At 65.8% G+C, this 20,384-nt stretch carries 20 protein-coding genes, 1 tRNA gene, 1 other RNA gene and 1 pseudogene; 10 read left to right on the forward strand and 13 right to left on the reverse strand.

Annotated features, from left to right (window positions below; genetic code table 11):
- The first annotated feature begins 271 nt into the window (after positions 1 to 271).
- From QQS52_RS06805 to QQS52_RS06815, 3 genes are read left to right on the forward strand one after another with little or no spacing between them, the layout of a single operon-like run.
- Entirely contained in the window at positions 272 to 1,777 is a 1,506-nt protein-coding gene (locus tag QQS52_RS06805; RefSeq protein WP_472773155.1) for a DNA polymerase III subunit epsilon, read from the forward strand.
- A gap of 57 nt (positions 1,778 to 1,834) precedes the next feature.
- The gene (locus QQS52_RS06810) at positions 1,835 to 3,148 is read left to right on the forward strand and encodes a MurT ligase domain-containing protein (RefSeq protein ID WP_472773156.1); all 1,314 of its coding nucleotides are present in this window, start codon (positions 1,835 to 1,837) and stop codon (positions 3,146 to 3,148) included.
- The gene (locus QQS52_RS06815) at positions 3,141 to 3,896 is read left to right on the forward strand and encodes a type 1 glutamine amidotransferase (RefSeq protein WP_472773157.1); all 756 of its coding nucleotides are present in this window, start codon (positions 3,141 to 3,143) and stop codon (positions 3,894 to 3,896) included. Before QQS52_RS06810 ends, QQS52_RS06815 begins: the two co-directional genes overlap by 8 nt.
- Here QQS52_RS06815 and recR read toward each other — a convergent pair.
- The 9 genes from recR to ffs form a co-directional block, all read right to left on the reverse strand.
- Positions 3,893 to 4,549, reverse strand: a complete 657-nt coding sequence (gene recR, locus QQS52_RS06820) for a recombination mediator RecR (RefSeq protein WP_472773158.1) — start codon at positions 4,547 to 4,549, stop codon at positions 3,893 to 3,895. The genes QQS52_RS06815 and recR overlap by 4 nt on opposite strands.
- Positions 4,550 to 4,676: 127 nt before the next feature.
- Positions 4,677 to 5,024: a YbaB/EbfC family nucleoid-associated protein gene (locus QQS52_RS06825; RefSeq protein WP_296206283.1), complete on the reverse strand. Its 348-nt coding sequence runs from the start codon at positions 5,022 to 5,024 to the stop codon at positions 4,677 to 4,679.
- 99 nt (positions 5,025 to 5,123) lie between these two features.
- Positions 5,124 to 7,622 (reverse strand): DNA polymerase III subunit gamma and tau, encoded by a 2,499-nt coding sequence (locus QQS52_RS06830; protein WP_472773159.1) that lies wholly within the window; start codon positions 7,620 to 7,622, stop codon positions 5,124 to 5,126.
- A 17-nt stretch (positions 7,623 to 7,639) separates the two neighbouring features.
- Positions 7,640 to 8,083, reverse strand: a complete 444-nt coding sequence (locus tag QQS52_RS06835; protein ID WP_472773160.1) for a suppressor of fused domain protein — start codon at positions 8,081 to 8,083, stop codon at positions 7,640 to 7,642.
- A 142-nt stretch (positions 8,084 to 8,225) separates the two neighbouring features.
- A complete protein-coding gene (locus QQS52_RS06840; RefSeq protein ID WP_472773161.1) occupies positions 8,226 to 9,497 on the reverse strand; it encodes an aspartate aminotransferase type Ic in 1,272 nt (423 codons plus the stop codon).
- 94 nt (positions 9,498 to 9,591) lie between these two features.
- The gene (locus QQS52_RS06845; protein ID WP_472773162.1) at positions 9,592 to 10,269 is read right to left on the reverse strand and encodes a hypothetical protein; all 678 of its coding nucleotides are present in this window, start codon (positions 10,267 to 10,269) and stop codon (positions 9,592 to 9,594) included.
- A 53-nt stretch (positions 10,270 to 10,322) separates the two neighbouring features.
- On the reverse strand, positions 10,323 to 11,081 hold the full coding sequence (locus QQS52_RS06850) for an ATP-binding cassette domain-containing protein (RefSeq protein ID WP_472773163.1): 759 nt from the start codon (positions 11,079 to 11,081) through the stop codon (positions 10,323 to 10,325).
- Positions 11,078 to 11,446, reverse strand: coding sequence for a GntR family transcriptional regulator (locus QQS52_RS06855; RefSeq protein WP_368520505.1), 369 nt, complete (start codon positions 11,444 to 11,446; stop codon positions 11,078 to 11,080). Before QQS52_RS06855 ends, QQS52_RS06850 begins: the two co-directional genes overlap by 4 nt.
- Positions 11,447 to 11,600: 154 nt before the next feature.
- Positions 11,601 to 11,699, reverse strand: an RNA gene (gene ffs, locus QQS52_RS06860) — signal recognition particle sRNA small type.
- Between the two features lie 194 nt (positions 11,700 to 11,893).
- On the opposite strand from ffs, the gene QQS52_RS06865 reads away from it, so the two are divergent.
- The 3 genes from QQS52_RS06865 to QQS52_RS06875 all read left to right on the forward strand — a co-directional run bounded on the left by QQS52_RS06865 (position 11,894) and on the right by QQS52_RS06875 (position 13,864).
- Positions 11,894 to 11,982: transfer RNA gene (locus tag QQS52_RS06865), tRNA-Ser, on the forward strand.
- Positions 11,983 to 12,776: 794 nt separating this feature from the next.
- Positions 12,777 to 13,715 (forward strand): alcohol dehydrogenase catalytic domain-containing protein, encoded by a 939-nt coding sequence (locus QQS52_RS06870; RefSeq protein WP_472773164.1) that lies wholly within the window; start codon positions 12,777 to 12,779, stop codon positions 13,713 to 13,715.
- A 5-nt stretch (positions 13,716 to 13,720) separates the two neighbouring features.
- On the forward strand, positions 13,721 to 13,864 hold the full coding sequence (locus QQS52_RS06875; RefSeq protein WP_472773165.1) for a hypothetical protein: 144 nt from the start codon (positions 13,721 to 13,723) through the stop codon (positions 13,862 to 13,864).
- A 158-nt stretch (positions 13,865 to 14,022) separates the two neighbouring features.
- On the opposite strand, the gene QQS52_RS06880 is transcribed toward QQS52_RS06875, so the two are convergent.
- Positions 14,023 to 14,271: a hypothetical protein gene (locus tag QQS52_RS06880; protein ID WP_472773166.1), complete on the reverse strand. Its 249-nt coding sequence runs from the start codon at positions 14,269 to 14,271 to the stop codon at positions 14,023 to 14,025.
- 57 nt (positions 14,272 to 14,328) lie between these two features.
- Complete coding sequence (locus QQS52_RS06885) at positions 14,329 to 14,832, reverse strand: GNAT family N-acetyltransferase (protein WP_472773167.1); 504 nt, start codon at positions 14,830 to 14,832, stop codon at positions 14,329 to 14,331.
- 128 nt (positions 14,833 to 14,960) lie between these two features.
- On the opposite strand from QQS52_RS06885, the gene QQS52_RS06890 reads away from it, so the two are divergent.
- The gene (locus QQS52_RS06890) at positions 14,961 to 15,329 is read left to right on the forward strand and encodes a cupin domain-containing protein (protein ID WP_472773168.1); all 369 of its coding nucleotides are present in this window, start codon (positions 14,961 to 14,963) and stop codon (positions 15,327 to 15,329) included.
- A 37-nt stretch (positions 15,330 to 15,366) separates the two neighbouring features.
- Here QQS52_RS06890 and QQS52_RS06895 read toward each other — a convergent pair.
- Positions 15,367 to 16,919: pseudogene (locus tag QQS52_RS06895) on the reverse strand (cation:proton antiporter).
- 68 nt (positions 16,920 to 16,987) lie between these two features.
- Positions 16,988 to 17,914 carry a tRNA glutamyl-Q(34) synthetase GluQRS gene (gluQRS, locus tag QQS52_RS06900; RefSeq protein WP_472773169.1) on the reverse strand — a complete coding sequence of 309 codons (927 nt, stop codon included), beginning with the start codon at positions 17,912 to 17,914 and terminating at the stop codon, positions 16,988 to 16,990.
- A 41-nt stretch (positions 17,915 to 17,955) separates the two neighbouring features.
- Between gluQRS and QQS52_RS06905 the strand changes: the two genes are divergently transcribed.
- From QQS52_RS06905 to QQS52_RS06915, 3 genes are all read left to right on the forward strand, one after another.
- Positions 17,956 to 18,666 carry a queuosine precursor transporter gene (locus tag QQS52_RS06905; RefSeq protein WP_472773170.1) on the forward strand — a complete coding sequence of 237 codons (711 nt, stop codon included), beginning with the start codon at positions 17,956 to 17,958 and terminating at the stop codon, positions 18,664 to 18,666.
- A 115-nt stretch (positions 18,667 to 18,781) separates the two neighbouring features.
- On the forward strand, positions 18,782 to 19,363 hold the full coding sequence (locus QQS52_RS06910) for an ABC transporter ATP-binding protein (RefSeq protein ID WP_472773171.1): 582 nt from the start codon (positions 18,782 to 18,784) through the stop codon (positions 19,361 to 19,363).
- Entirely contained in the window at positions 19,356 to 20,369 is a 1,014-nt protein-coding gene (locus tag QQS52_RS06915) for a hypothetical protein (protein WP_472773172.1), read from the forward strand. Before QQS52_RS06910 ends, QQS52_RS06915 begins: the two co-directional genes overlap by 8 nt.
- Positions 20,370 to 20,384: the final 15 nt, after the last annotated feature.

Raw genomic sequence — 20,384 nt, forward strand, 5'->3', positions numbered from 1 at the left:
TTCTCCTCGCTCTAGCGAAACCACACCGGCCACCGAGGCACCCACGCCCCCGGCTCCCCACCACCACGACCATCCAAGTGACTTTTGAGGCGACTCCTCCACTGAACCGGTAGAGCCGACTTCTTAAACCTCCGGCCCCGGCCCCTTCCACACGGCGTAGGAGGGGGCCGTTGCCGCGCTGGATGGTGTGGGTGGGGCCGCCGTACCAAGTCTTTGCGGTAGGGGCCCTGCCAATCATCCCAGCGGAAAACGGTGAACTAGACTATCCTCAATGAGTACTTCACCTGCGCGCCCGAACAACGGTTCCGGCTCTGGGGCTGAGCCTGCGCCCACGGCTGGGGCGACCCCGCCCAAGCCACACGACCCGCGCGCCCAGCGTCCGGAGGGCGCCGCGGCGGAACAGTCCGCCACCGCCGCTGCGGACTTCCCCTTCGTCGCCCTGACCGTGCAGACCACCGGCATCCACCCGTCCACGGCCCGGCTCGTGGCCCTGGATGCGGTGACCTTCAACGCCGCCGGGGAAGTTGGCCAGGATTTCCACGCCGTCCTCAACCCCGGCAGCGATCCCGGCCCTAGACACCTGCACGGGCTCAGCCACGAGGAGGTCTCCGCCGGCCAGAGCTTCTCCCGGATCCTCAAGCCCCTGGACCGCCTCCTGGACGGCCGCACCCTAGTCGTTCACGACACCCCCTTCACGTGGGGTTTCGTGGTCTCCGAAGCCCGGCGCGCCATGACGGCCGCGGCCCGGCAGAACCGGAGCCGCAACCGCAACCGCGGCAACAACCGCCGGCGCCGGCAGAAGGTCGGCCACGTGCCGGCCCCGGAGCGGATCATCGACACGCTGGCCTCCGCGCGGCGCCAGGGCGTCCAGCTCGAGGACATCCGGCTGGCCACCACCGCCCGCCACTGCGGGGTGCTGACCCCGAGCGCGGTCGCCACCACGGAGCGGGCCAACGTCCCGGAATCGCAGACCTCCCGCGAGGCCACCGAGCTCCTCGTGGCCCTCTACCTCGCCCAGGCCGAGCGCGGGCCGCTGGCCACCACCACCCCGGACGAGGTGCGCGGCGATAAATTCGGCCTGCAGCGCTCGCACCTGCGCGTCGACGCGGAGGAGGCCCCGCGCATCCACCAGAACCCCGGCCCCTACCGGCCCGGGCACGAGCTGGAGCCGGGCATGGAGATCGTCGTGGCTCCAGAGATCACGGCGGACCCGGACGAGATCATCGCCGCCATTACCCGGCACGAGCTCAACTACTCGGAAAAGCTCAGCCGGGAGACCTCTCTGGTGGTCTGCAACGTCACCACCGACCTAGTGGGCAAGCCCATGCACGCCCACCGCAAGGGCATCCCGCTGATGTCGGATCGGGCCTTCCTCGATGCCGTCGAGCGCATCACTCCCGCCAGCGAGCAGCCCGGCGCGGACAACGCCGCGGCGCAAGAGGCCAAGGGGAATACCACCACCGGCGCCAGAGGGGGCGCACGCAGCTCCCGCGGCGGCCGGGCCGAGGACAACGGCACGCGCCGCTCGCGCCGCAGCCGGCGGCGGCGCCGGCGCAGCAGCTGGGGCGGGGCGAACCGTTCCGGGGCCAACAACTCCAGCGCCCAGTCGGCAGCCGCGCCGGAGCATCCGGCGGGAGCAAAAACCGACTCGCCGTCGCCGAGAAACGGCGAAGGCGCAGGGCAGGGCGGCTCCCGCGGCTCCCGGCGCAAGCGCGGCGGACGGCGGCGCGGTGGGCACGACAGTCAGCGCAACAGCAAACCGCAGGCAAATTCTTAAAAACCCACCCGCGTGCACAATCGCGCCCGGGCCCACCGGCGGACTAACCTGTAGCCTATGAGTTTTAACCTACGCAGAACGCTCAGGAAGGTGCGGACATCCGTCGCCACCTCGGCCGCGAACCTGGCCACCACGGCTTCCCGCGCCACCGGGCGCGGCGCCGGCGGGATGATCGGCGGCTTGGTGGCCAACGCCATCGACCCGAGCATCATGTCCTCCCTGGGCGCCGGCCGCCCGGCCGTCCTGGTCACCGGCACCAACGGCAAGTCCACCACCACCCGGATGCTGGCCGCGGCCCTGCGTACGCGCCACACCGTGGCCACCAACGACGGCGGCGACAATATGGACGCCGGCATCATCTCCGCCCTGCTGGCAGGCAAAGACGCCTCCCACCTAGTCCTCGAGGTCGATGAGCTACACCTGCCGCACGTGGCCGACAACCTGAACCCGCAGGCGTTGGTGCTGCTGAACCTCTCGCGCGATCAGCTCGACCGCGTGGGCGAGATCAACAAGATCGAACGCGCCCTGCGCGCTTGCGTTAAGGCCCACCCGGACATGCTGGTCATCGCCAACTGCGACGACGTGCTGATGACCTCGGTGGCCTACGACGCCCCGAATGTCATCTGGGTGGCTGCCGGCGCCGGCTGGCTGGGCGACTCCGTGACCTGCCCGCGCACCGGCGGCCACGTGGTCCGCGAACCGGAGGACTGGTACGCGGTCAAGAAGCTGCCCGACGGGCGCGAATTCCGCCGCCCGCAGCCGGAGTGGACGGTCAGCGAAGAGGGCATCGTCAGCCCCGTGGGCACCTACCCGCTGAACCTGGCGCTTCCCGGGCGCGCCAACCGCGGTAACGCGGCCCAGGCCGTCGCCGCCGCCGCGGAGGCCTTCGGCATTGCTACCAATGCCGCCGTGACCGCCGTGGAGAGCATCGACGACGTGGCCGGGCGCTATTCCACCATCACCCGCGGCGAGCACGAAATCCGCCTGCTGCTGGCCAAGAACCCGGCCGGCTGGCAGGAAGCGCTGTCCATGGTGGACCGCAGCGCGGACGGCCTCGTCATCGCCACCAACGGCCAGGTGGCCGACGGCGTGGACATGTCCTGGCTGTGGGACGTGCGTTTCGAGGACTTCGAAGGCATTTCCGTCAAGGCCGCCGGCGAGCGCGGCACTGACCTGGCGGTGCGCTTGGTCTACGCGGACATTACCCACGAGCTCATCCCGGATCCGGTCCAGGCCATCGACGCCTGCCCGCCGGGCCGCGTGGAAGTTCTAGCCAACTACACCGCCTTCCGCGATCTGAAAAAGGCCCTCGAGCGCGACGCCGCCGAGCAGCACGGCAACCCGGAAAACAAGGAGAACCGCCATGCCTAATACCCTGTCTATCGGCCTGATTCTTCCCGATGTCTTGGGCACCTACGGCGACGACGGAAACGCCCTGGTGCTGCGCCAGCGCGCCCGCCTGCGCGGCCTCGACGCCGAGATCGTGCCCATCAAGCTGGGCGAGCCGGTCCCGGAACAGCTGGACATCTACACCCTCGGCGGCGGCGAGGACTCGGCCCAGATCCTGGCCGCGGAGCACCTCATCTCCGACGGCGGCCTGATCCGCGCCGCGCACGCCGGGCGCCCCATCTTCGCCGTCTGCGCAGGCCTGCAGGTCTTAGGCGAGTCCTTCCGCGCCTCCGGGCGTGTGGTCGACGGCGTCGGCCTGCTGGACGCGACCACCTCTCCCCTGCAGGAACGCGCCATTGGTGAGGTCCAGTCGACCCCCTGGGCGGCCGGCTACACCAGCGAACTGACCGAGCCGCTGACCGGCTTCGAAAACCACCTGGGCGCGACCATCCTTGGCCCGTCGGCCCAGCCCCTGGGTATTGTCAAGCGCGGCACCGGCAACAGCGATGTCGCCGCCACCGCCGACCTGCCCGATGCCAAGCAGCAGCGCGTCGGCGAGGGCGCGGTCCAGGACAGCGTCATCGCCACCTACATGCACGGCCCGGCCCTGGCCCGCAACCCGCAGCTGGCCGACCTGCTGCTGGCCCGCGCCACCGGCCAGCGGCTCCAGGACCTGGCTCCACTGGATCTGCCCGCGGTCCAGCAGCTGCGGGCGGAGCGCCTGGCCTAGACCGCCAGGCGGCCCGACAGGGCGCGCGACAGCGTCAGCTCGTCCACGAATTCCAGGTCGCCGCCCAGCGGCATGCCGGAGGCCAGGCGGGTTATCCGCAGGTCCGGGAAGTCCTTGAGCAAGCGCACCAGGTAGGAGGCGGTGGCCTCGCCCTCGGTGTTCGGGTCGGTGGCCAGGATGACCTCCTTGATCTCCGGCGTGGAGTCGTATTGCGGATTCTCCTCCGTGGAATCCGCGAGCTCTCGGTCGGGTAGCACGCCGCCGATGCGCTGCAGCAGCTGGGAGATGTTCAGGTCTTTCGGGCCGATATTGGCCAACGGATCCAGCGCCCCGCCCAGCACGTGGTAGCGCCCCTCGTATTCGCCGGTGCGCTCGATGACCTGGATGTCCTTCGGCTCCTCCACCACGCAGATGGTGCTGCGGTCGCGCTGCGAGTTCACGCAGATGCGGCAGACCGATTCCCGGGAGATATTGCAACAAATCCGGCAGAAGGTTACCCCGTCGCGCACGGCGGCCAGCGCGTTGCGCAAACGCTCGATGTCCTCGGGTTCCATGTGCAGAATGTGGAAGGCGATCCGCTGCGCGCTCTTCGGGCCCACGCCCGGCAGCCGGGAGAGCTCGTCGATGAGATCCTGCAAAGGTCCTTCAAACACCGGGCAACGACCTACTTTCTTTACTCCGGGAAAGGCAACGAGAACAAGAATAAGGCCGCAGCCTGCTTTTCCCAAAAGCAAACCGCGGCCCTGTGCCACCGGCTACGTCACGCAGCCGGGGGCAAGACTAACCCATAAGGTTGCCCATGTCGCCCGGGGCGCCGCCCATGCCCTGGGACAGCGGGCCGATCTTTTCCTGGGCCAACTCGCCGGCCTTCTGGTGGGCGTCCTTAAAGGCGCCGATGACCAGGTCCTGCAGGGTCTCCACGTCCTCCGGATCCACGACGGACTTGTCAATCTTCAGGTCCTTGAGCTCCGCACCACCGGTCATGGTGCAGGTCACCAGGCCGTTGCCGGCGGTGCCTTCGACCTCAGAAGCCAGGATTTCTTCCTGGGCCTTTTGCAGTTCGGCCTGCACGCGGGCGGCCTGGGCGATCAGTTCATTCATGTCTGCGGGTTGATCCGGCTGGGTCATGGCTATGCCTTTCTCTCAAGAAAATCTAGGGATAAATTCGCCAATGCCCGAGTCTACCGCCAAAACTCGGGCGCTGAAGAGGCTGCGTGCCCCTGATCGCTACAAGCGACGCGCCCCCAGCTGATCGCTGAGCAGCTCCATCGCCACTTCCAAAGCGCTGCGGTGGTCGCGCTCCCCGGTCTCCTGGGCCGCGGCCGCCATCATCTGCTCTTCCTCGTCCCGCAGCGCCGCCGCGTCCTGCGGGCCGGGCTGGCCCTGTCCCTGCCCCGGTGCCGGCCGCGGCGCCTGCCCCTGCTGCGGGGCCGCTGTCTGACCGTCCGGTTGTTGCGGCACGTAGTCGTCTTCCGGCGGGATACCGTAGCCTTCCTCCGGGCCCGGGTCCGGCGGCAGCGGTACCCCGTTGCTGAAGGTGTTGGCGTCGCGCTTTTTCGCCTGCGCCGCCGCCTGCTGGATGCGGTCCTGCCAGCTGGGTCGCGCGTTAGCGGCATTCCCACCGCCGGCGCCCGCACCTGCACCCGCACCGGGCCCCTGCGCGGTAGGCGGGGCCTGTTGGGGCTGCGGGGACGGTGCCTTCTCCGACTCTTCCGGCCCGCCCAAGGGCCGCGGGCTGCCCCAGCCAGAATTATTCACGGGTTGCGGTTCAGGCGTGGGTTCAGCAGAGCTAGGCCTCTCGGACTCCTGATCGTCGCTGGATTCACGCTGGTTTTTCTGCGGGTCCCAGGCCGGCTTGGCGCCCGGCTGGGCGTTAAAGCCCTGCTGGACGGGGTCGGTTCCGACCACGCACTCGATGCCAAGCTCGACCTGGTATTCCTCGCGCAGGACCCGCTGCAGGTCCCCGGCGTTTTCCGGGGCGTTCAAGCGCTGCGCCAACGCCCCGGTGGTGTGTCCTATAACCAGGGTGTTGTCCCGAATGCCCAGCACGCGCGCCTCGGTCAGCATGATCTCGGCGACCTTGTTGGTCGTGCCCACGCGCTCGCGCAGCGTGGCCCACTGGTTCCGAATAGTCGCGGTCAGCTCCTCCGGGTCGGAAGCCGGTGCCGGTGCGGCAGCCGCCTGCGCCTGCTCAGCGGGCTCCGCTTCTGGGCGCTCCGGCTGCTCGGTCTGCGGTACGTGCTCCGGCTCCGCGTCCGCACCGTGCGTTACCTGGTCGGCGGCCGGGGCCTGTTCCTGTTGGGGCTGCTCCTGCTGCGCATCAGCCGTTGCGGCTTCCGCCGGCTGCTCGCCCGGGTGCTCGGCAGGCACCGGCTTTTCAACGTGGACCGGAGCCGGTTCCGATGCCGGTGACTGGTCGGGGCCGTGGTTTTGAGCGTTGCCCTGCTGCTGACGCTCCCGGCGGGCAGCGGCGATTCGTGCGGCGGTGGCCGCGGCGGCTGCCGCGCCCTCCTGGGCGGAGCCGGCGTGCCGGGACTGGGACTGTTGCTGCGGTTGCTGCTGCGTCTGGCCGGACTGGCCCGCCCGATGGGGCCCTCCACTGGTGGTTGGCGCCGCGGGGCCGACGGCCGGGCGGGCGGCGGAGACCAAATGAGCGCAAAGGATTTCCAGTAGCAGGCGCGGCGAGGTCGCCCCGCGCAGGCCGGCAATCTGCTCGCTGACGGTCTCGGCCAGAAAGACCAGGTGGTCGCCGCTGAAGCGCTGCGCCTGATCGGTCAGCGCCACGGCACGGTCGGCGGGGGCGTCGACCAGCCCGGCGGAGATAGCGTCCGGGACGGCTTGGAGCACCATGAGATCGCGCAGGCGATCCAGCAGGTCGACGGCGAAACGGCGCGGCTCGTGGCCGGCCTCAATGACGTGGTCGACCAGCTGGAACAGGGCGGCCTTGTCGCCGCTGGCCAGGGCGGCGACTGCGTCGTCGATGAGCGTGATGTCCGTGACGCCCAGCAGCGGGCGGGCGAGCTCGTAGGTCAGGCCGTCCGGGCCGGCGCCGGCCAGCAGCTGGTCTAGGATGGAGAGGGTATCACGCGGGGAGCCGCCGCCGGCCTGGATGACCATGGGGTAGACGGAGTCTTCGACCTGCACGCCCTCGGCGGCGACGGTGCGCTGCAGCAGCCCCTTCATCGCCGGCGGGGTCAGCAGCCGGAAGGGATAATGGTGGGTACGCGAGCGGATGGTGCCGATGATCTTTTCCGGTTCCGTCGTCGCGAAGATGAAGATGACGTGCTCCGGCGGCTCCTCGACCACCTTGAGCAAGGCGTTCGCGCCCGAGGCGGAGATCATGTGCGCCTCGTCGATGATGAAGATACGGTAGCGGGACTCCGCCGGGGCGTAGTAGGCGCGGTCGCGCAGCTCACGCATGTCCTCCACGCCGTTGTGGGAAGCCGCGTCCAGCTCAGTGACGTCCAGGTTGCCCGGCCCACCCGGGGCCAGGGAGACACACGACTCGCAGACCCCGCACGGGGTGGAGGTGGGCCCTTCCACGCAGTTGAGCGAGCGCGCCATGATGCGCGCCGAGGAGGTCTTGCCGCAGCCCCGCGGCCCGGAAAATAGGTAGGCGTGGTTGATGCGCCCCGAGTCCAGGGCGGCCGACAACGGGGTGGTGACCTGTTCTTGGCCTACCACCTCGGAGAAACTTGCGGGACGATATTTCCGGTAAAGAGCCACGCCGTAAATCCTACCGCTTAGCCATCAGCCCGGGAGAAGTCGAGCAGGTCAATCCCGCCGTCGGCGACCGCCTGCTGGAAAGGCCCCACGCCTTCGTCAGCGGCGTAGGAGTATTCGGCGTCGGTGAGCACCAGCAGCTGGCAGATCAGCGTCAGGCGTTTATCCTCTGCCACCTGCGGGGTCTGCCCGCCCCAGAGGTAGGGGGCGATGAGCAGCCCGTGCCGGGCCGTGACGGATTCGTCCTGCTCCAGGGCACTGCTCGCGGCCATGTTCGGCAGCAGGACGCCGGGCTGGGCCGGGATGACCCCGGCCGCCGCCGCAATCTGATCCGCGGCAGCCTGCACCGCCGCCGCCACCGTGGCGGGTTTCGTCCGGCCCACGGCCAACAACTCACAGCGCACGTCGACGCCATCGTCGGCGCGCTGCAGACCGGTATCAACCTGGCTGAAGCCCACGGTCACCGCCAGCGCCTGGCCGTCGCCGAGCTCGGCGGTACCGATCCGCCAGCGGGTGCCGCCGTCAGCAGAGGAGACGTCGCGGAACTCCAGGGAGGCCGGGATTATCTGATCGAGCCAATACGCAATTTCCGTGTTGTTAATTGCGCTACGCCCCCAGCTTCTCGAGGGCGGCCAGAAGCACGCAGACGGCCACGCCGTCCATGGCGGCCTCGATCTCTCCCAGCGGCGGCATCGACGGCGCGAGCCGGATGTTGCGGTCGTTCGGGTCCTGTCCCAGCGGGAAGGAGGAACCAGCCGGGGTCAGCACAATGCCGGCCTCCTTGGCCAGCTCCCACACACGGGTGGCGGTGCCATCAATGACGTCCAGGGAGACGAAGTAGCCGCCGGTGGGCTTGGTCCACTGCGCGACCTCGTACTTGCCCAGGCGCTCGTCCAGGATGCGCAGCACGGCCTCGAACTTCGGGGCCAGCAGCGCGGCGTGGCGGCGCATGACCGCGCGCACGCCCTCGGCGGAGCTGAAGAACTCCGCGTGGGCGAGCTGGTTGACCTTGTTCGGGCCGATACCGCGCTTACCGGCGATCGACTTGAACCAGTCGAGGTTCGCCTCGGAGGAAGCCATGAAGCCCACGCCAGAGCCGGCGAAGGTGATCTTAGAGGTCGAGGAGAAAACGAAGAAGCGGTTGGGGTTGCCCAACTCGCGGGACAGGCCCAGCACGTCGATGATCTCCGGGAATTCGTCGGTCAGCGTGTGGACCGCGTAGGCGTTGTCCCACATGATGCGGAAGTCCGGGGCGGCCGTGTCCATGGAGGCCAGCTCGCGCACGACCTCCTCGGCGAAGGTAACGCCCGAAGGATTGGAGAACATCGGCACGGCCCACATGCCCTTGACCTGCGGATCCTTGACCAGTTCTCGGATGGCCTCCACGTCCGGGCCGTCCTCCAGCATTGGCACGGTGACCATCTCGAAGCCGAAGCGCTGCGTGATGCCGTGGTGGCGGTCGTAGCCCGGCACCGGGCAGATCCACTTGACCGTCTCTTCCTGGCTCCACGGGCGCTCTGAGTCGTTGGTGCCGAAGGTATAGGCCCAGGAGATGACATCGAACTCGAAGTTCAGGGAAGAGGAGTCCCCGGCCATCAACAGGTCCGGGTTGATGCCCAGCAGCTTGCCCCACAGCTGGCGGATATCAACGATGCCCTGCAGGTTGCCGTAGTTGCGCACATCCGCGCCGGTGGCGTCGGTGTAGTTGTTGCGGCCCGGCAGCTCCAGCAGGTCCTCGGACAGTGCCAGCTGCTCTTTGGAGGGCTTGCCCCTAGTCAGATCCAGTTTCAGGCCCTTGGCCTTCAAATCTTCGTAATCGGCACGAATCTGAGTTGCTAGTTCGGCGCGCTCCGCCGCGCCCAAATCTAGAAGAGACATAGGAGCTAGTCTGCCTACCTTCCGGTATCCGAGGTGAGAGATCGGTGATTGCTTATTGGCCCCCTAGCATAGCGCCGCCTACGTGATTTAGCACTCAGCTGCGGGCGAGTTTAACTCTATCCGCACTACCCGCCCAGCGTGTGCGGGACCGCTGGAGACTCACGGCAGCCACCACTACCCCCACGACGGCTACCGGGATGCAAAAGAGGAATACCCCCGGCAGCGGCGCGGGCACGGAAATGCCCAGCACTTGGTCGATGAGCCACGCGACGGCAACGGTAGCAGCGATACCGGCGAAGACCACCACCCACTGCGCGCGGACCGAGCGGCGGGCGCGCACCGCGCCCAGCCCGACCCCGACGAGGGCGGCGGCCAAGAAAACGGTGAAGACCACCAGGAGGGTCAGGACAACTTCGCGCCCGCCTACCCCGGCGTCGGGGACGATATAGGGTTGCCCGTTGGTATCGAGCCATTCCACCGGGCCGGAGGTGACGATGAAGCTGTCGTAACCGGAGTAATACGGCGAGTCATCCTGCATGACAAACATCGCCACACCAAGCACGCCCGCGGCCACCGCGGCTGCGACTACCGCGCACACGACCGCAGAACCCAACCAGCGGCCGGGTGCGACCTGGTAATCGAGCAAGTGGGCCGAGTCCGCCGCCGCCAGGGTGAAAATCACGGCCGTGGCCACAACGGCCAGGATGGTCCAGGACCCGCCGTCCATAAAGAGGTAGCGGCCGCCGGCGGCCAGCCCCAGGGCCACCGCCATGCACCCGATGATCAGTCCCGGTTGGCTTGCTATAAATACTGGCGCTTTCATTGTTATTGCTCCTCTTCTTCCTGCACCAGCGCACCCGCTACCGCTACGTCCAGCAGTTCACTGGTGTCGAGATACCTCACGTCTACGCCGCGGGACTGGGCAAAATCCCGGGTTGAGGCCGAAAGTCCGGCCCCCAGCACCGCCCGGCGATGCCCACCCAGCGCCTTGTCGGATAGCAACGGCGCGCTGCCGATGACCTCTGCCACCGCCTCGGCCGGCCCGCTCAGCACGGGGTGGGTCTCGCGCAGTTCATCCATGGTCACAGGAGCCTGGGCGTGGAAATCACGCATGACCACCACCGCATCAACCAGGCCCGCCAGGTCCTGCGAGTGCTGGGAACTCACCCACACCTCGGCGGTTTCTGCGGCCTGCCGAAGCCGCTCCCGCACCTGGTTGCGGTGTGGTGCGTCCAAACCGTTGAAGGGTTCGTCCAGCAGCAACACCGGTTTGCCGGCGGCCACTACGCTGCCGACGATGACCAGCTGGCGCTGGCCCACGCTCAGCTTTGCCAGCGGCGTGGTTGGGTCGAAGCCCAGCGTTTTCTCCGCTTCGCCCACGTCCAGCCCCTGCCAGCCGCGCTGCACGACACGAAAATGGTCTCGGGGCGTGGCGCCGAAGAAGTGAATATCGGCGCTGGCCTGGCCGAAGGCCACATCCGGCTCCGCGCTGCGCCGGCGGAAAAACGTGGTCTTGCCGGAGCCGTTCGGCCCGATCAGCCCCATGATAGGCCGCGGGCCCCAAGTATCCTGCGTGCTGGTCATGGTCTTAACTCCTTAGCGATCATCTGGGCAATGTCGTCTTCCCCCAAGCCCAGGGCATTGGCCTCCGCCACCAGCGGGCGGACAAAGTCTTGGGCGAACGCCTTCTTCCGTTGGTCCCTGATGCGCTCGCGCGCCCCAGGCATGACAAACATCCCTCGTCCTCTCTGGCTTTCCACGAGCCCAGCTTGCGCCAGCGCCGTGAGCGCCTTCGATGCCGTCGTCGGCGTGACCTCATGAAAATTTGCTAATTCGTGCGTCGACGGTGTCCTGTCGCCTTCGGGCAGCTGTCCGGACAAGATCATGCCGCGCAGCTCCTCCGCTATCTGCTGATAGATAGGGCGGGGATCCTTAGCCGTTATAGCCATCCCGTCACCTTCCTTATTGTTCCCGCAGCAAACCGACCTACCAATATGGTTTACTACGTAGGTAGTAAACCTAACCTAGACTGCCCACCCCGTCAAGACCTAAAAGCGGACCAGACATAGAAAAAGCCACCCGGCAGGCGCCGGATGGCAACAAAGATTAAGGGGACCTCGCGCACCCGTCAGAGCCTGCTGACCCTTGCTGCATTCCTGCCCTGGGGGAGTTCACAGGATGGACGCCACGCGAGATCCTGCCCCATACTCTAGCCGGGATTCCGGCGATAGTCCAAACAGTCCACTCCCCGCCCAGGCGCCCACGCGCGTTACCACCGCCGGCCCCGACAACCGCCTACCCGACAGCCACTTTTATAGCCCTAGATCGCCCACCCATTTCTCAAGCTGACCTGCCGATTTTGTCGCCACTTGCCGGGGCTGCTACAGTTTCTTCTCGGAGGATTCGACTAGCGGCCTATGTCACACGCCTGGAACGCGTGCGGGGCTCACGCCCCTCGTGGGTTCAAATCCCACATCCTCCGCCACGACGCGCTTCACTTCGGTGAGGCGCGTTTTTCTTTGCGTTAACCAAAGCATGACGGGTTACGGGATTAGTCGCACATGATGTGACTGCTCAACACGTCAGGACCAGGCTCTCATCGAGCTTTTGGACGCCTGGCGATTAGCTGCGCTCGGCGTCTATCGCACTGCCGCAAAGGGCTGGCCGTTCGGCTTGATAAGCAGTTTGAACTCTTGGACCCCATCGGCGGTGACGCGAGCTTTGAACCATCCGGGTTTTCCCCCTAGGCACGTGCCTAGATTCCCATTGTTCCTAGGGAGTCGGCCTTCCAAAACTCGGTTTCAGCCTCTGTCGGTGTGCGGCAGTCTAGGGACTGGGGGAGGGGCCTGACCCCGGCGTGTCTACTTTCCGGGGGTCAGGCCCGTTCCCTGCCCAAGCGGCACGCAGCTTAGTCACGACCACCCCGGGTTGCACAAGCGTTAGCGCTCTGTGGGTTTGACTAAGCCCCTAAGGAAGGCAACGAAAATCGCCCCAGGGCAAGCAAACCTACAGATGCCTTCATTCAACTCCACCTTGTCTCTTCTTTGTCATTTCACCCAAGCCGCTGTTTGGCGTGAAACCCGGGCCGCACCCGTTGGGCTAAAACCAAGGCGGCTCATGCTGGACCTGATATAAATTTACGCAGTCGAGACTGGTACTGCCCAGAAATAGACCACCCGAGTGAGACTTCTCGCGTACCGCTTCTAGTTACCAGGAAGGGATTGAAAATGCGACGTATCCTGGGAATTGAAAGAGCGCACTCGACATAAAGCAACTCCCATGAAAGCCGCCCGCCTTTACGGCAAGGAAGACGTCCGGATCGATGACATTGAAGAGCCACAACTGCAACCCGGTACGGTAAAGATCGCGCCGGCCTACAGCGGCATTTGCGGTTCTGACGTGCACCTTTACTTCGAAGGGCCGTTCTGCCCAGCACCCAGTGAGACCGCACCGCACCCGGTCTCCGGGGGGGGGGAGACGCTGCCCGTCGTTTTGGGCCACGAATTCTCCGGCGTGGTGGAGGAAGTCGCTGCCGATGTCGAGGGGTTCGAGCCAGGTCAGTCCGTCGTGGTCGAGCCGTTCATGGTCGATGGCACCTGCCACGCCTGCCAGCGTGGCGACTACCATCTGTGCGACAACATGGGCTTTATCGGCATCTCCGGCCGGGGTGGCGGTACCGCCGAGCACATCGTGGTCGAAAAGCGCTGGGTCCACCCCATCAGAGATATCCCGCTAGACCAGGCGGCCCTGATCGAGCCGCTGGCTGTGTCCCACCACTCCATCGCACACGCCGGATTCGCCAACGGCGACCACGCCGGAAAAGTCGCAATCATCGGCGGCGCCGGCCCCGTTGGGTTGCTCGCCGCCGCAGTGCTGAAAGCCTACGGGGTGAAGGTCATCATCTCCGAACCGTCACAGGCCCGGCGCGAGAAGGCGCTGGAGACCGGGGTCGCAGACCTGAGCGTGGACCCGATGAACGAGGATCTAGCCGAGAAAGTCCAGAAGTTCACCGACGGCGCCATGGCCGACGTCGCTTTCGAATGCACCAGCGTTCCCGCAGTGCTCCAGCAGCTGATCGATGTCACCCGACCCGGCGCGCACATCGAAATCATCGCCCTGCACAACCGGAACTTCGAGCTCGACATCGTGGGAGATCTGACCATGCCCGAACGCTCCATCGGCAGTTCCTTGGGATACAACAACGACCACCCCAGGTAATCAAGATGATCCAGGACGGCCGCCTAGACCTCGCGCCGTACATTACCTCCCGGATCCCCATGGACGATCTCGTGGAGAAGGGTTACAAGGCCCTAAAGGAAGACCCGACCGAGGTAAAAATCCTCATCGACGTCAAAGGCCGCAGCTAGCGCGCACCTCCGCCCGCCGCACTTAGTGCGGCGGGCGCCTACCCTTGGCGACAAGCTGGTCACTGTTTTCCGCATTCGCCGCCTCCGCGGCGACCCCGGCTTCGTTTTACCCGCGGTCTGCATGCTCCTCGGTCGACTCGTTCATCGCAGATTGCGGTCTATTTCGCGGGCCTCAGCAGCCGGATTAGAAAAAGGGCTAGGAACACCGCCCCGCAGACTGCGGCTGCGGTGAACATGGCGTGGGCTTGCTCAAGCAGCCGGGTGGCTTCATCCACGCCGTTGTTGGTCTGCACATGTGTAAGGGCATTATGGGCCTCATTGAATCCCATCGCGAAGGCTACGCAGGCCACTAGGAGCGCTAGTAGCTCGACAAACAAAAGGAAGAACTTCATTTCCGTTTCCTGCACGGTGACACCGTTGACCGGGCACTTGCTGGTAGTAGATGTCCAGGTACTAGCCCCAGGCTAACCGAACACCGGGTGGTAACGCGCCTTACCGAGTGGAATCTCGGGGCCGAAGGAGCAGGCAGTGAAATACTTTTCGGGTACGCCGGGGTATTCCAGTCCGGGTACGGGGTGAAAGCCGAAGCGATTGTAGTAGTCCGGTTCGCCGAAAACCACTGCGCCGGCTGCGCCTGCTGCGCGCAGGCGGGCAAGTGCGGCTTCCATGAGGGCGCTGCCTATGCCCTCGCCTTGGCGCTGCGGTGCGACGGCGACGGGGCCGATTCCGTACCACCCGTGCGCGCCTTCGGCGCTGGTGCCCAGGGTGACTGGGGAGGCGGCCACGTGGCCGACCAGGGTGTTGTTGTCTTCGGCGACTAGAGAGACGGTCAGTGCACCTGCTACGCGGAGGGCATCGACGATGTGCTGCTCGGTGTGATCGGACTGCTCCACGGGGGCAAAAGCAGCCTCCACGAGCTGGTGGATACCCGCATTATCGGCGGGGTTCTCAGGGCGGATGGTGGCCATGGCAGCTCCTTTGTTGGCTGAAGGCGGCATCGGTTGCCGAATGCCTCAGGGCACCAAATGCCGGGCGGGTGACTGGTAGTTTCGCGGTCGTGCGCGGCCGGTGTACGGCAAGCGCTAAGCTGGGCCCCATGGACGCCCTCACCTACGCCGGTTTAGAAGACTCGCTGGACTATCTCTACGCGTTCTTGGACGCTGACCTGCTGGCACGGATTAAAGACGAGCTGCGCTACATCCCGGCCGGGATGGAGGACTTCTTGCTGGATGACTCGCTCGAGGACTTCGTGTGGCTGTGGTTTAAAGACTCCGGCGCCAACGGCTTCCGCCAGTACCTTGCCGACGGTGGATTCGACACCGCGGAGGTGGAGCAGGCGTATGTCTTCTGCCGGGCGGAGTGGGGAATGAACACCCCGCCGCAGGTGGAGTGGCTGCGCGAAGACGGCTTTGATTTAAGCCCCGTCCGCCGTGAAATCGACAAGCTGACCGGCCGCGCATCCTAATCACCACTGGTCTGCTCGCCGGTGGTTTTTCGGCAACTTATTTCCGGGCGGCGAGCACCATGCGGTCGACCTCGTGGAGGACCTCGTCGACCAGGGCTGGGTTGTAGCGGGGATCGTTGCGCATCTCCAGCAGGACGGTTTGGGAGGCCTGGAAGGCGGTAGCGCGGGCCTGGGCCGCGAAGGCGCGGGCGCGGTGGGCCTTTTCCAGGCGGGCCTTTTGATCCTCCGCGTCGAGGTCGTCAGTGCCGAAGACCTTGTCGAACCAGTCGTCGATGTTGGCAGCGACCTCCGGTTCCAAGTCATCGTGCTGTTTACGCAGGCTGTCGATGGCGGCCTTGCGGGCGCGCTCAGTGACTTCGGCGTGCATCTTGTCCGAGGCGGCCTGCGAATCCGCCGTCAGATCCAGCTTGCTCATCAGCCACGGCAGGAGCATACCAGGCAGCACCATGGTCACCAGCAGCACGGTCAGGGCGATGACGGCGAGCTCGTTGTAGAACGGGATGGCCCCGCTCGGCACCGACAGCACTAGGGCCAGCGTGACGAGTCCGCGCATGCCGGACCAGGTCATCAGCAGGACTTCTTGCAGGCGGAGCGGGGGCCACGCCGGGCTTCCCGCGCCGCAGGTTGATCCGGTAGAAGACGTACATCCACGCCAGGCGCACGGCGAAGGCCACCAGGGACAGGATGACGCCCACCAGGACCGAGTGCCACAGATCCGAGCCGACCTGCGTGATGGCGTCGTTGACGGACAGCCCGATGAGCCCGAAGGCCAGGCCGGTAAAGAGCAGGTCCACCGTGGACCAGAAGGCCTGGCCGCTGACGCGGTCCTCGGCCTCAATGGGCGCTCGGGAGTTGAGCGCCACCGCGGCGATGACCACGGCGATAACGCCGGATGCACCCAGCTCCTCGGAGAGGATATAGGTGGCGAAAGGGATCACCCAGGTCAGTGCGTTGCGCGCGGTGACATCGTGCACGTGCTTGATAAACCAGCTGGCCCCCGCCCGACCAGTAGGCAGATGACGCTGGCCACCACGGCGGAGTAGGCGAACTTTAAGATGCCCTCCCCACGGAAAGCTCCGCGCCACGGGTTACGGCCAACAGGGTCATGTGGAAGACGACGATGGAGGCGGCATCGTTAAACAAGCCCTCGGTCTGCAGGGCCGAGATGATACGGCGCGGAATGCCGGCGGGCTCGGCCACCGCGTCCCCCGCGACCGGATCCGGCGGGGCGATGGCCGCACCAATCAGCAGGGCTGCGGCCACCCGACGCCGGGCAAGAAGACGTACGCGGCAGCGCCCACCGCGGCCGTGGTCACCACCACTAGCAGCACGGACAGGCTCACGATGGTCAGCCACTGCTGCCGGATAACTCCCTAGGAGGTCCGCCGCGCCAGCGCCCACAGCAGCGGCGGCAGGAAGATGGGCAGGATGAGATCGGCCGGCACGTTAAGCGCCGGGATACCTGGGATGAAGACGATGACCATCGCCACCACCGATAGCAGGGCGGGCCACGGCAGCCCCAAATTTTCCCATTACGACTGAAATGATGCTGAGCAGCAGCAACGCCACTACCCCTAGGACTATTTCCACAACGCCTTCTCCCCGCGCCTTTTTCTCTTTACGTTTTAAGTGTAGGACGCGGGGCTGGCAGCCACCAGTTAGTTTCCTGCCAGCTCCCAGAAAACCGGATCCCAGCCCATCCGTGCCGGATCGAAACCCTCTAAGATCTCCTCCGCGCTGCGGGCTCCGGCCAGCCCCAACGATGCCGCAAGTTGCCCCACCACCTGCTGGACGCTGGCGGTCTCCAGCAGCTGGCGCAGGGTCACCGCCCCGTCGCGCTTGGACAGGCGCCGGCCGTCGCTGTTGAGCACCAACGGCACGTGAACGTACTCCGGGGCCGCCTTCCCCAACAGGTGCGCCAGGTACGCCTGACGCGGGGCGGAGGTAAGCAGGTCGTCGCCGCGCACCACCTGGTCCACGCCTTGGTAGGCGTCATCGACCACCACGGCCAGGTTATAGGCGAAGTCCTGGTGCTGGTTCGCGTTCCCGCCGCGGCGCAGAATGAAGTCATCGACCTCACCGGTGTAATCACCGCGGTGGTAGTCGTGCACGGTATACTCGTCGCGGTCGGCGCGCAGGCGCAACGCCGGCACGCGGCCAGCCGCGGCCAGCTCCGCCCGCTTGGCCTCCCGCTCTTTATCACTCAAGTCCCGGCACGTGCCCGGGTACTGGCCGGGAATGGCGTGCGGGGCGCGGGCGGCTTCCTGGATGTCCTTGCGGGAGCAATAGCACTCGTAGTGCGGCAGTCGGGCCAGCGCCGCCTCGTACGCCGCAGAACGGTCCTGCTGGCGCAGCACCTCACCGTCCCAGTCCAGGCCGATAGCCTGCAAGTCTTCTTGCTGCCGCGCGGCGGATTCCAGCGAGGAACGCTGGGTGTCCACGTCCTCGACCCGCAGGTAGAATTTCCTGCCGGACCAGCGCGCAAACAGCCAGGCCAGCAGCGCAGTGCGCAGGTTTCCAAAATGCAGGTCACCGCTTGGGCTGGGCGCGTAGCGCCCGGCCGCAGGAAGGGTCTCAGAACTCATAAATTACAGCGTACCGCCCACGTTCTGGCACGATAAGGTGCATGACAAAACAATCGGCAACCGCAACCACCAACCCCGGTGGCGAGAGCATCCGATTCATCCCGGTGCAGGCCAGCCTGTACCCGTGGCTGGTCACGCTGTTCGTCGTCACCTTCCTGATCTCGAATATCAACGCCACGAAGGGCGTCGAGCTTGGCCCCCTAGTCACCGACGGCGCCTTCTTCCTGTTCCCCCTGGCTTATATCACCGGCGACGTGCTGGCCGAGTGCTACGGCTTTAAGTCCACCCGGCGCGCCATCTACATCGGCTTCGCCATGGCCCTACTGGCCGTGCTGTCCTTCTACATCGGCATCTGGCTGCCGGAAGCGGAGTTCTACGAGGGCCAAGAGGCCTTCGCCGCCACCCTGGGCCTGGTTCCCCAGATCGTTTTGGCTTCCCTCTGCGGCTACCTCGTCGGCCAGCTGCTCAACGCCTGGGTCATGTCCGTGCTCAAGCGCCGCAGCGGCGAGAAGAAGCTGCCGGTCCGCCTCATCGCCTCGACCGTCGTGGGCGAGTTCGGTGACACCCTCCTGTTCTGCGCCATCGCGGCGCCCGTCATCGGCATCTCCACCGCCGGCGGCTTCATCAACTACGTCATCGTCGGCTTCCTGTGGAAGACCCTCATCGAGGTCGTCCTCCTGCCGGTGACCACCCAGGTCATCAAGTGGGTCAAGAAGAAGGAGAACTACGTTGCCGGCGGGGCGGCCGCCTAAACGCCACCGGGTGTCAATAACCAGCTACACTTTCACTGTTATTGCACCTGCACTAGGACTGACTTCCCCGCCCGGGGAGGCCCTCCAGGAAGACCTACGGAGCAACTTTTAAAGAATGAGCCTTGATGTAGACATCGAATTCGGATACCACTGCCCAATCGGTTCTTTACAACAAGAATTTCTTCCGGGGATGGTCTACGGGGTCTCCGGCCGGAACGGGGCCGGCAAGACAACTTTGCTGCGGACCCTGGGTGGGCAGCTCGCTCCGGTTTCCGGCACACTGCGCCTGAACGACGAGAATCCGCTTGCCAAGGAAAACCTGGGGGCCATCTCCTTCATCGGCGCCCCGGTCTTCTACCCAGACTTAACGGTCGGGGAGCACTTTGAGATCCTGCGCCGCAGCAGCGGGCAGGCGCTGCTGCGCGAGCAGGAAGTCTGGAGGATTGACGAGTTCTTGCAGCAACCGGTATTGAAGCTGTCTAGCGGCCAGCAGCAGCGCTTTTCTCTGGCCTCCCAGCTAGGCCTCAATGCCACGGTCTTCGCTGTGGACGAGCCCGAGCGGCATCTCGACAGCACGTGGATATCAGTGCTGGTATCCGAACTACGCAAGCTCGCGGCCGCCGGAAAACTGGTCATTCTCTCGACCCACTCGACGGCCCTACTCGACCACTGCGATGAGACGATCTCCCTTGACTAGGCAGTTCGAGGCGACGCGGGCGGTAGCGGGCAGAGCAGCAGGCGCGATCCTCATCGGCGTCGTGGCCGGCTATGAGACTGTCTACCTCAACAGCCTCCTCGTCTTTTCCAGCGAGGTGGTCGACCGCCCAGTAGCGACAACCCTGCTCATCATCGCCCTCGCGCTACTGAACTTCACCGCGGAGAAAACCTCTCCGCTGCGGGCGCTCTCCGAGGCCGACTGGGTGTTCAAGGCCCGGCCTAGAGGGACCATTCCTGCCAGCGCGTCGATCAGGTACCTCCAACTCGCAGTTTCTGCACTCCTCGGAGCGCTCCTCGGGCTCGCCGTCAACTACCCACTCGCCCTCGCACTGTTTTCCCTCGCCGCCCGGCTCTGCTGTGGGCTATTTCCGCTCAAAGGGCTCCCCCAGCTCCTCAGCTCGGGACGTTCTTCCCGGACCCGGAAATGGATCTGGCTCGCGCTGGACGCGGACTATATCAACGACGTCTTCACGAGCTCCTGGCTGGTGTGGCCGCACCTGCCGCAGCCGCGTTCTACGGCCGCAGTCGTGCTTTTCCGCATCGTGCGGCAACCCCGATTGTTGACCTACACGGCGGCGCTCATCCTCGTTTTCATCGCCGGCTTTGGCACGGCCCCCATGCCCGTTTTCTACGCATATTCGCTGGGGATGCTCTTGGTGGCGGCGCAGGTAGGTCGCTGCGCCCGCTTCGACCTGCTAGGGTTGAAGGATAGCGCCCTAGTCCCTTACGTTCTGGGCTACGCACTCATCGCCTTTGTCCCCTTCTACTGCGTGGCCGCACCGGCGCACCCGTGGGTTAGCTTCGCGCTTTTCCTCTGCGCCTTCGTGTCGTGCGGCGTCACACGCTCCGCGCCGCACGAAACGGGCTCCCTCACCTTCATCGAGACCGGGTTCGGCTTCGAGGTATCTCCCCAACTCTTTGACTTCTTCCTCCGGGGGCTTCTAGGCCCGATGTGCCTGCTCTCCGTCGTAGCCTTCCTGCTTTGAGGATGGGGTTTCCCC

It is taken from the genome of Corynebacterium sp. 1103A, assembly GCF_055700955.1.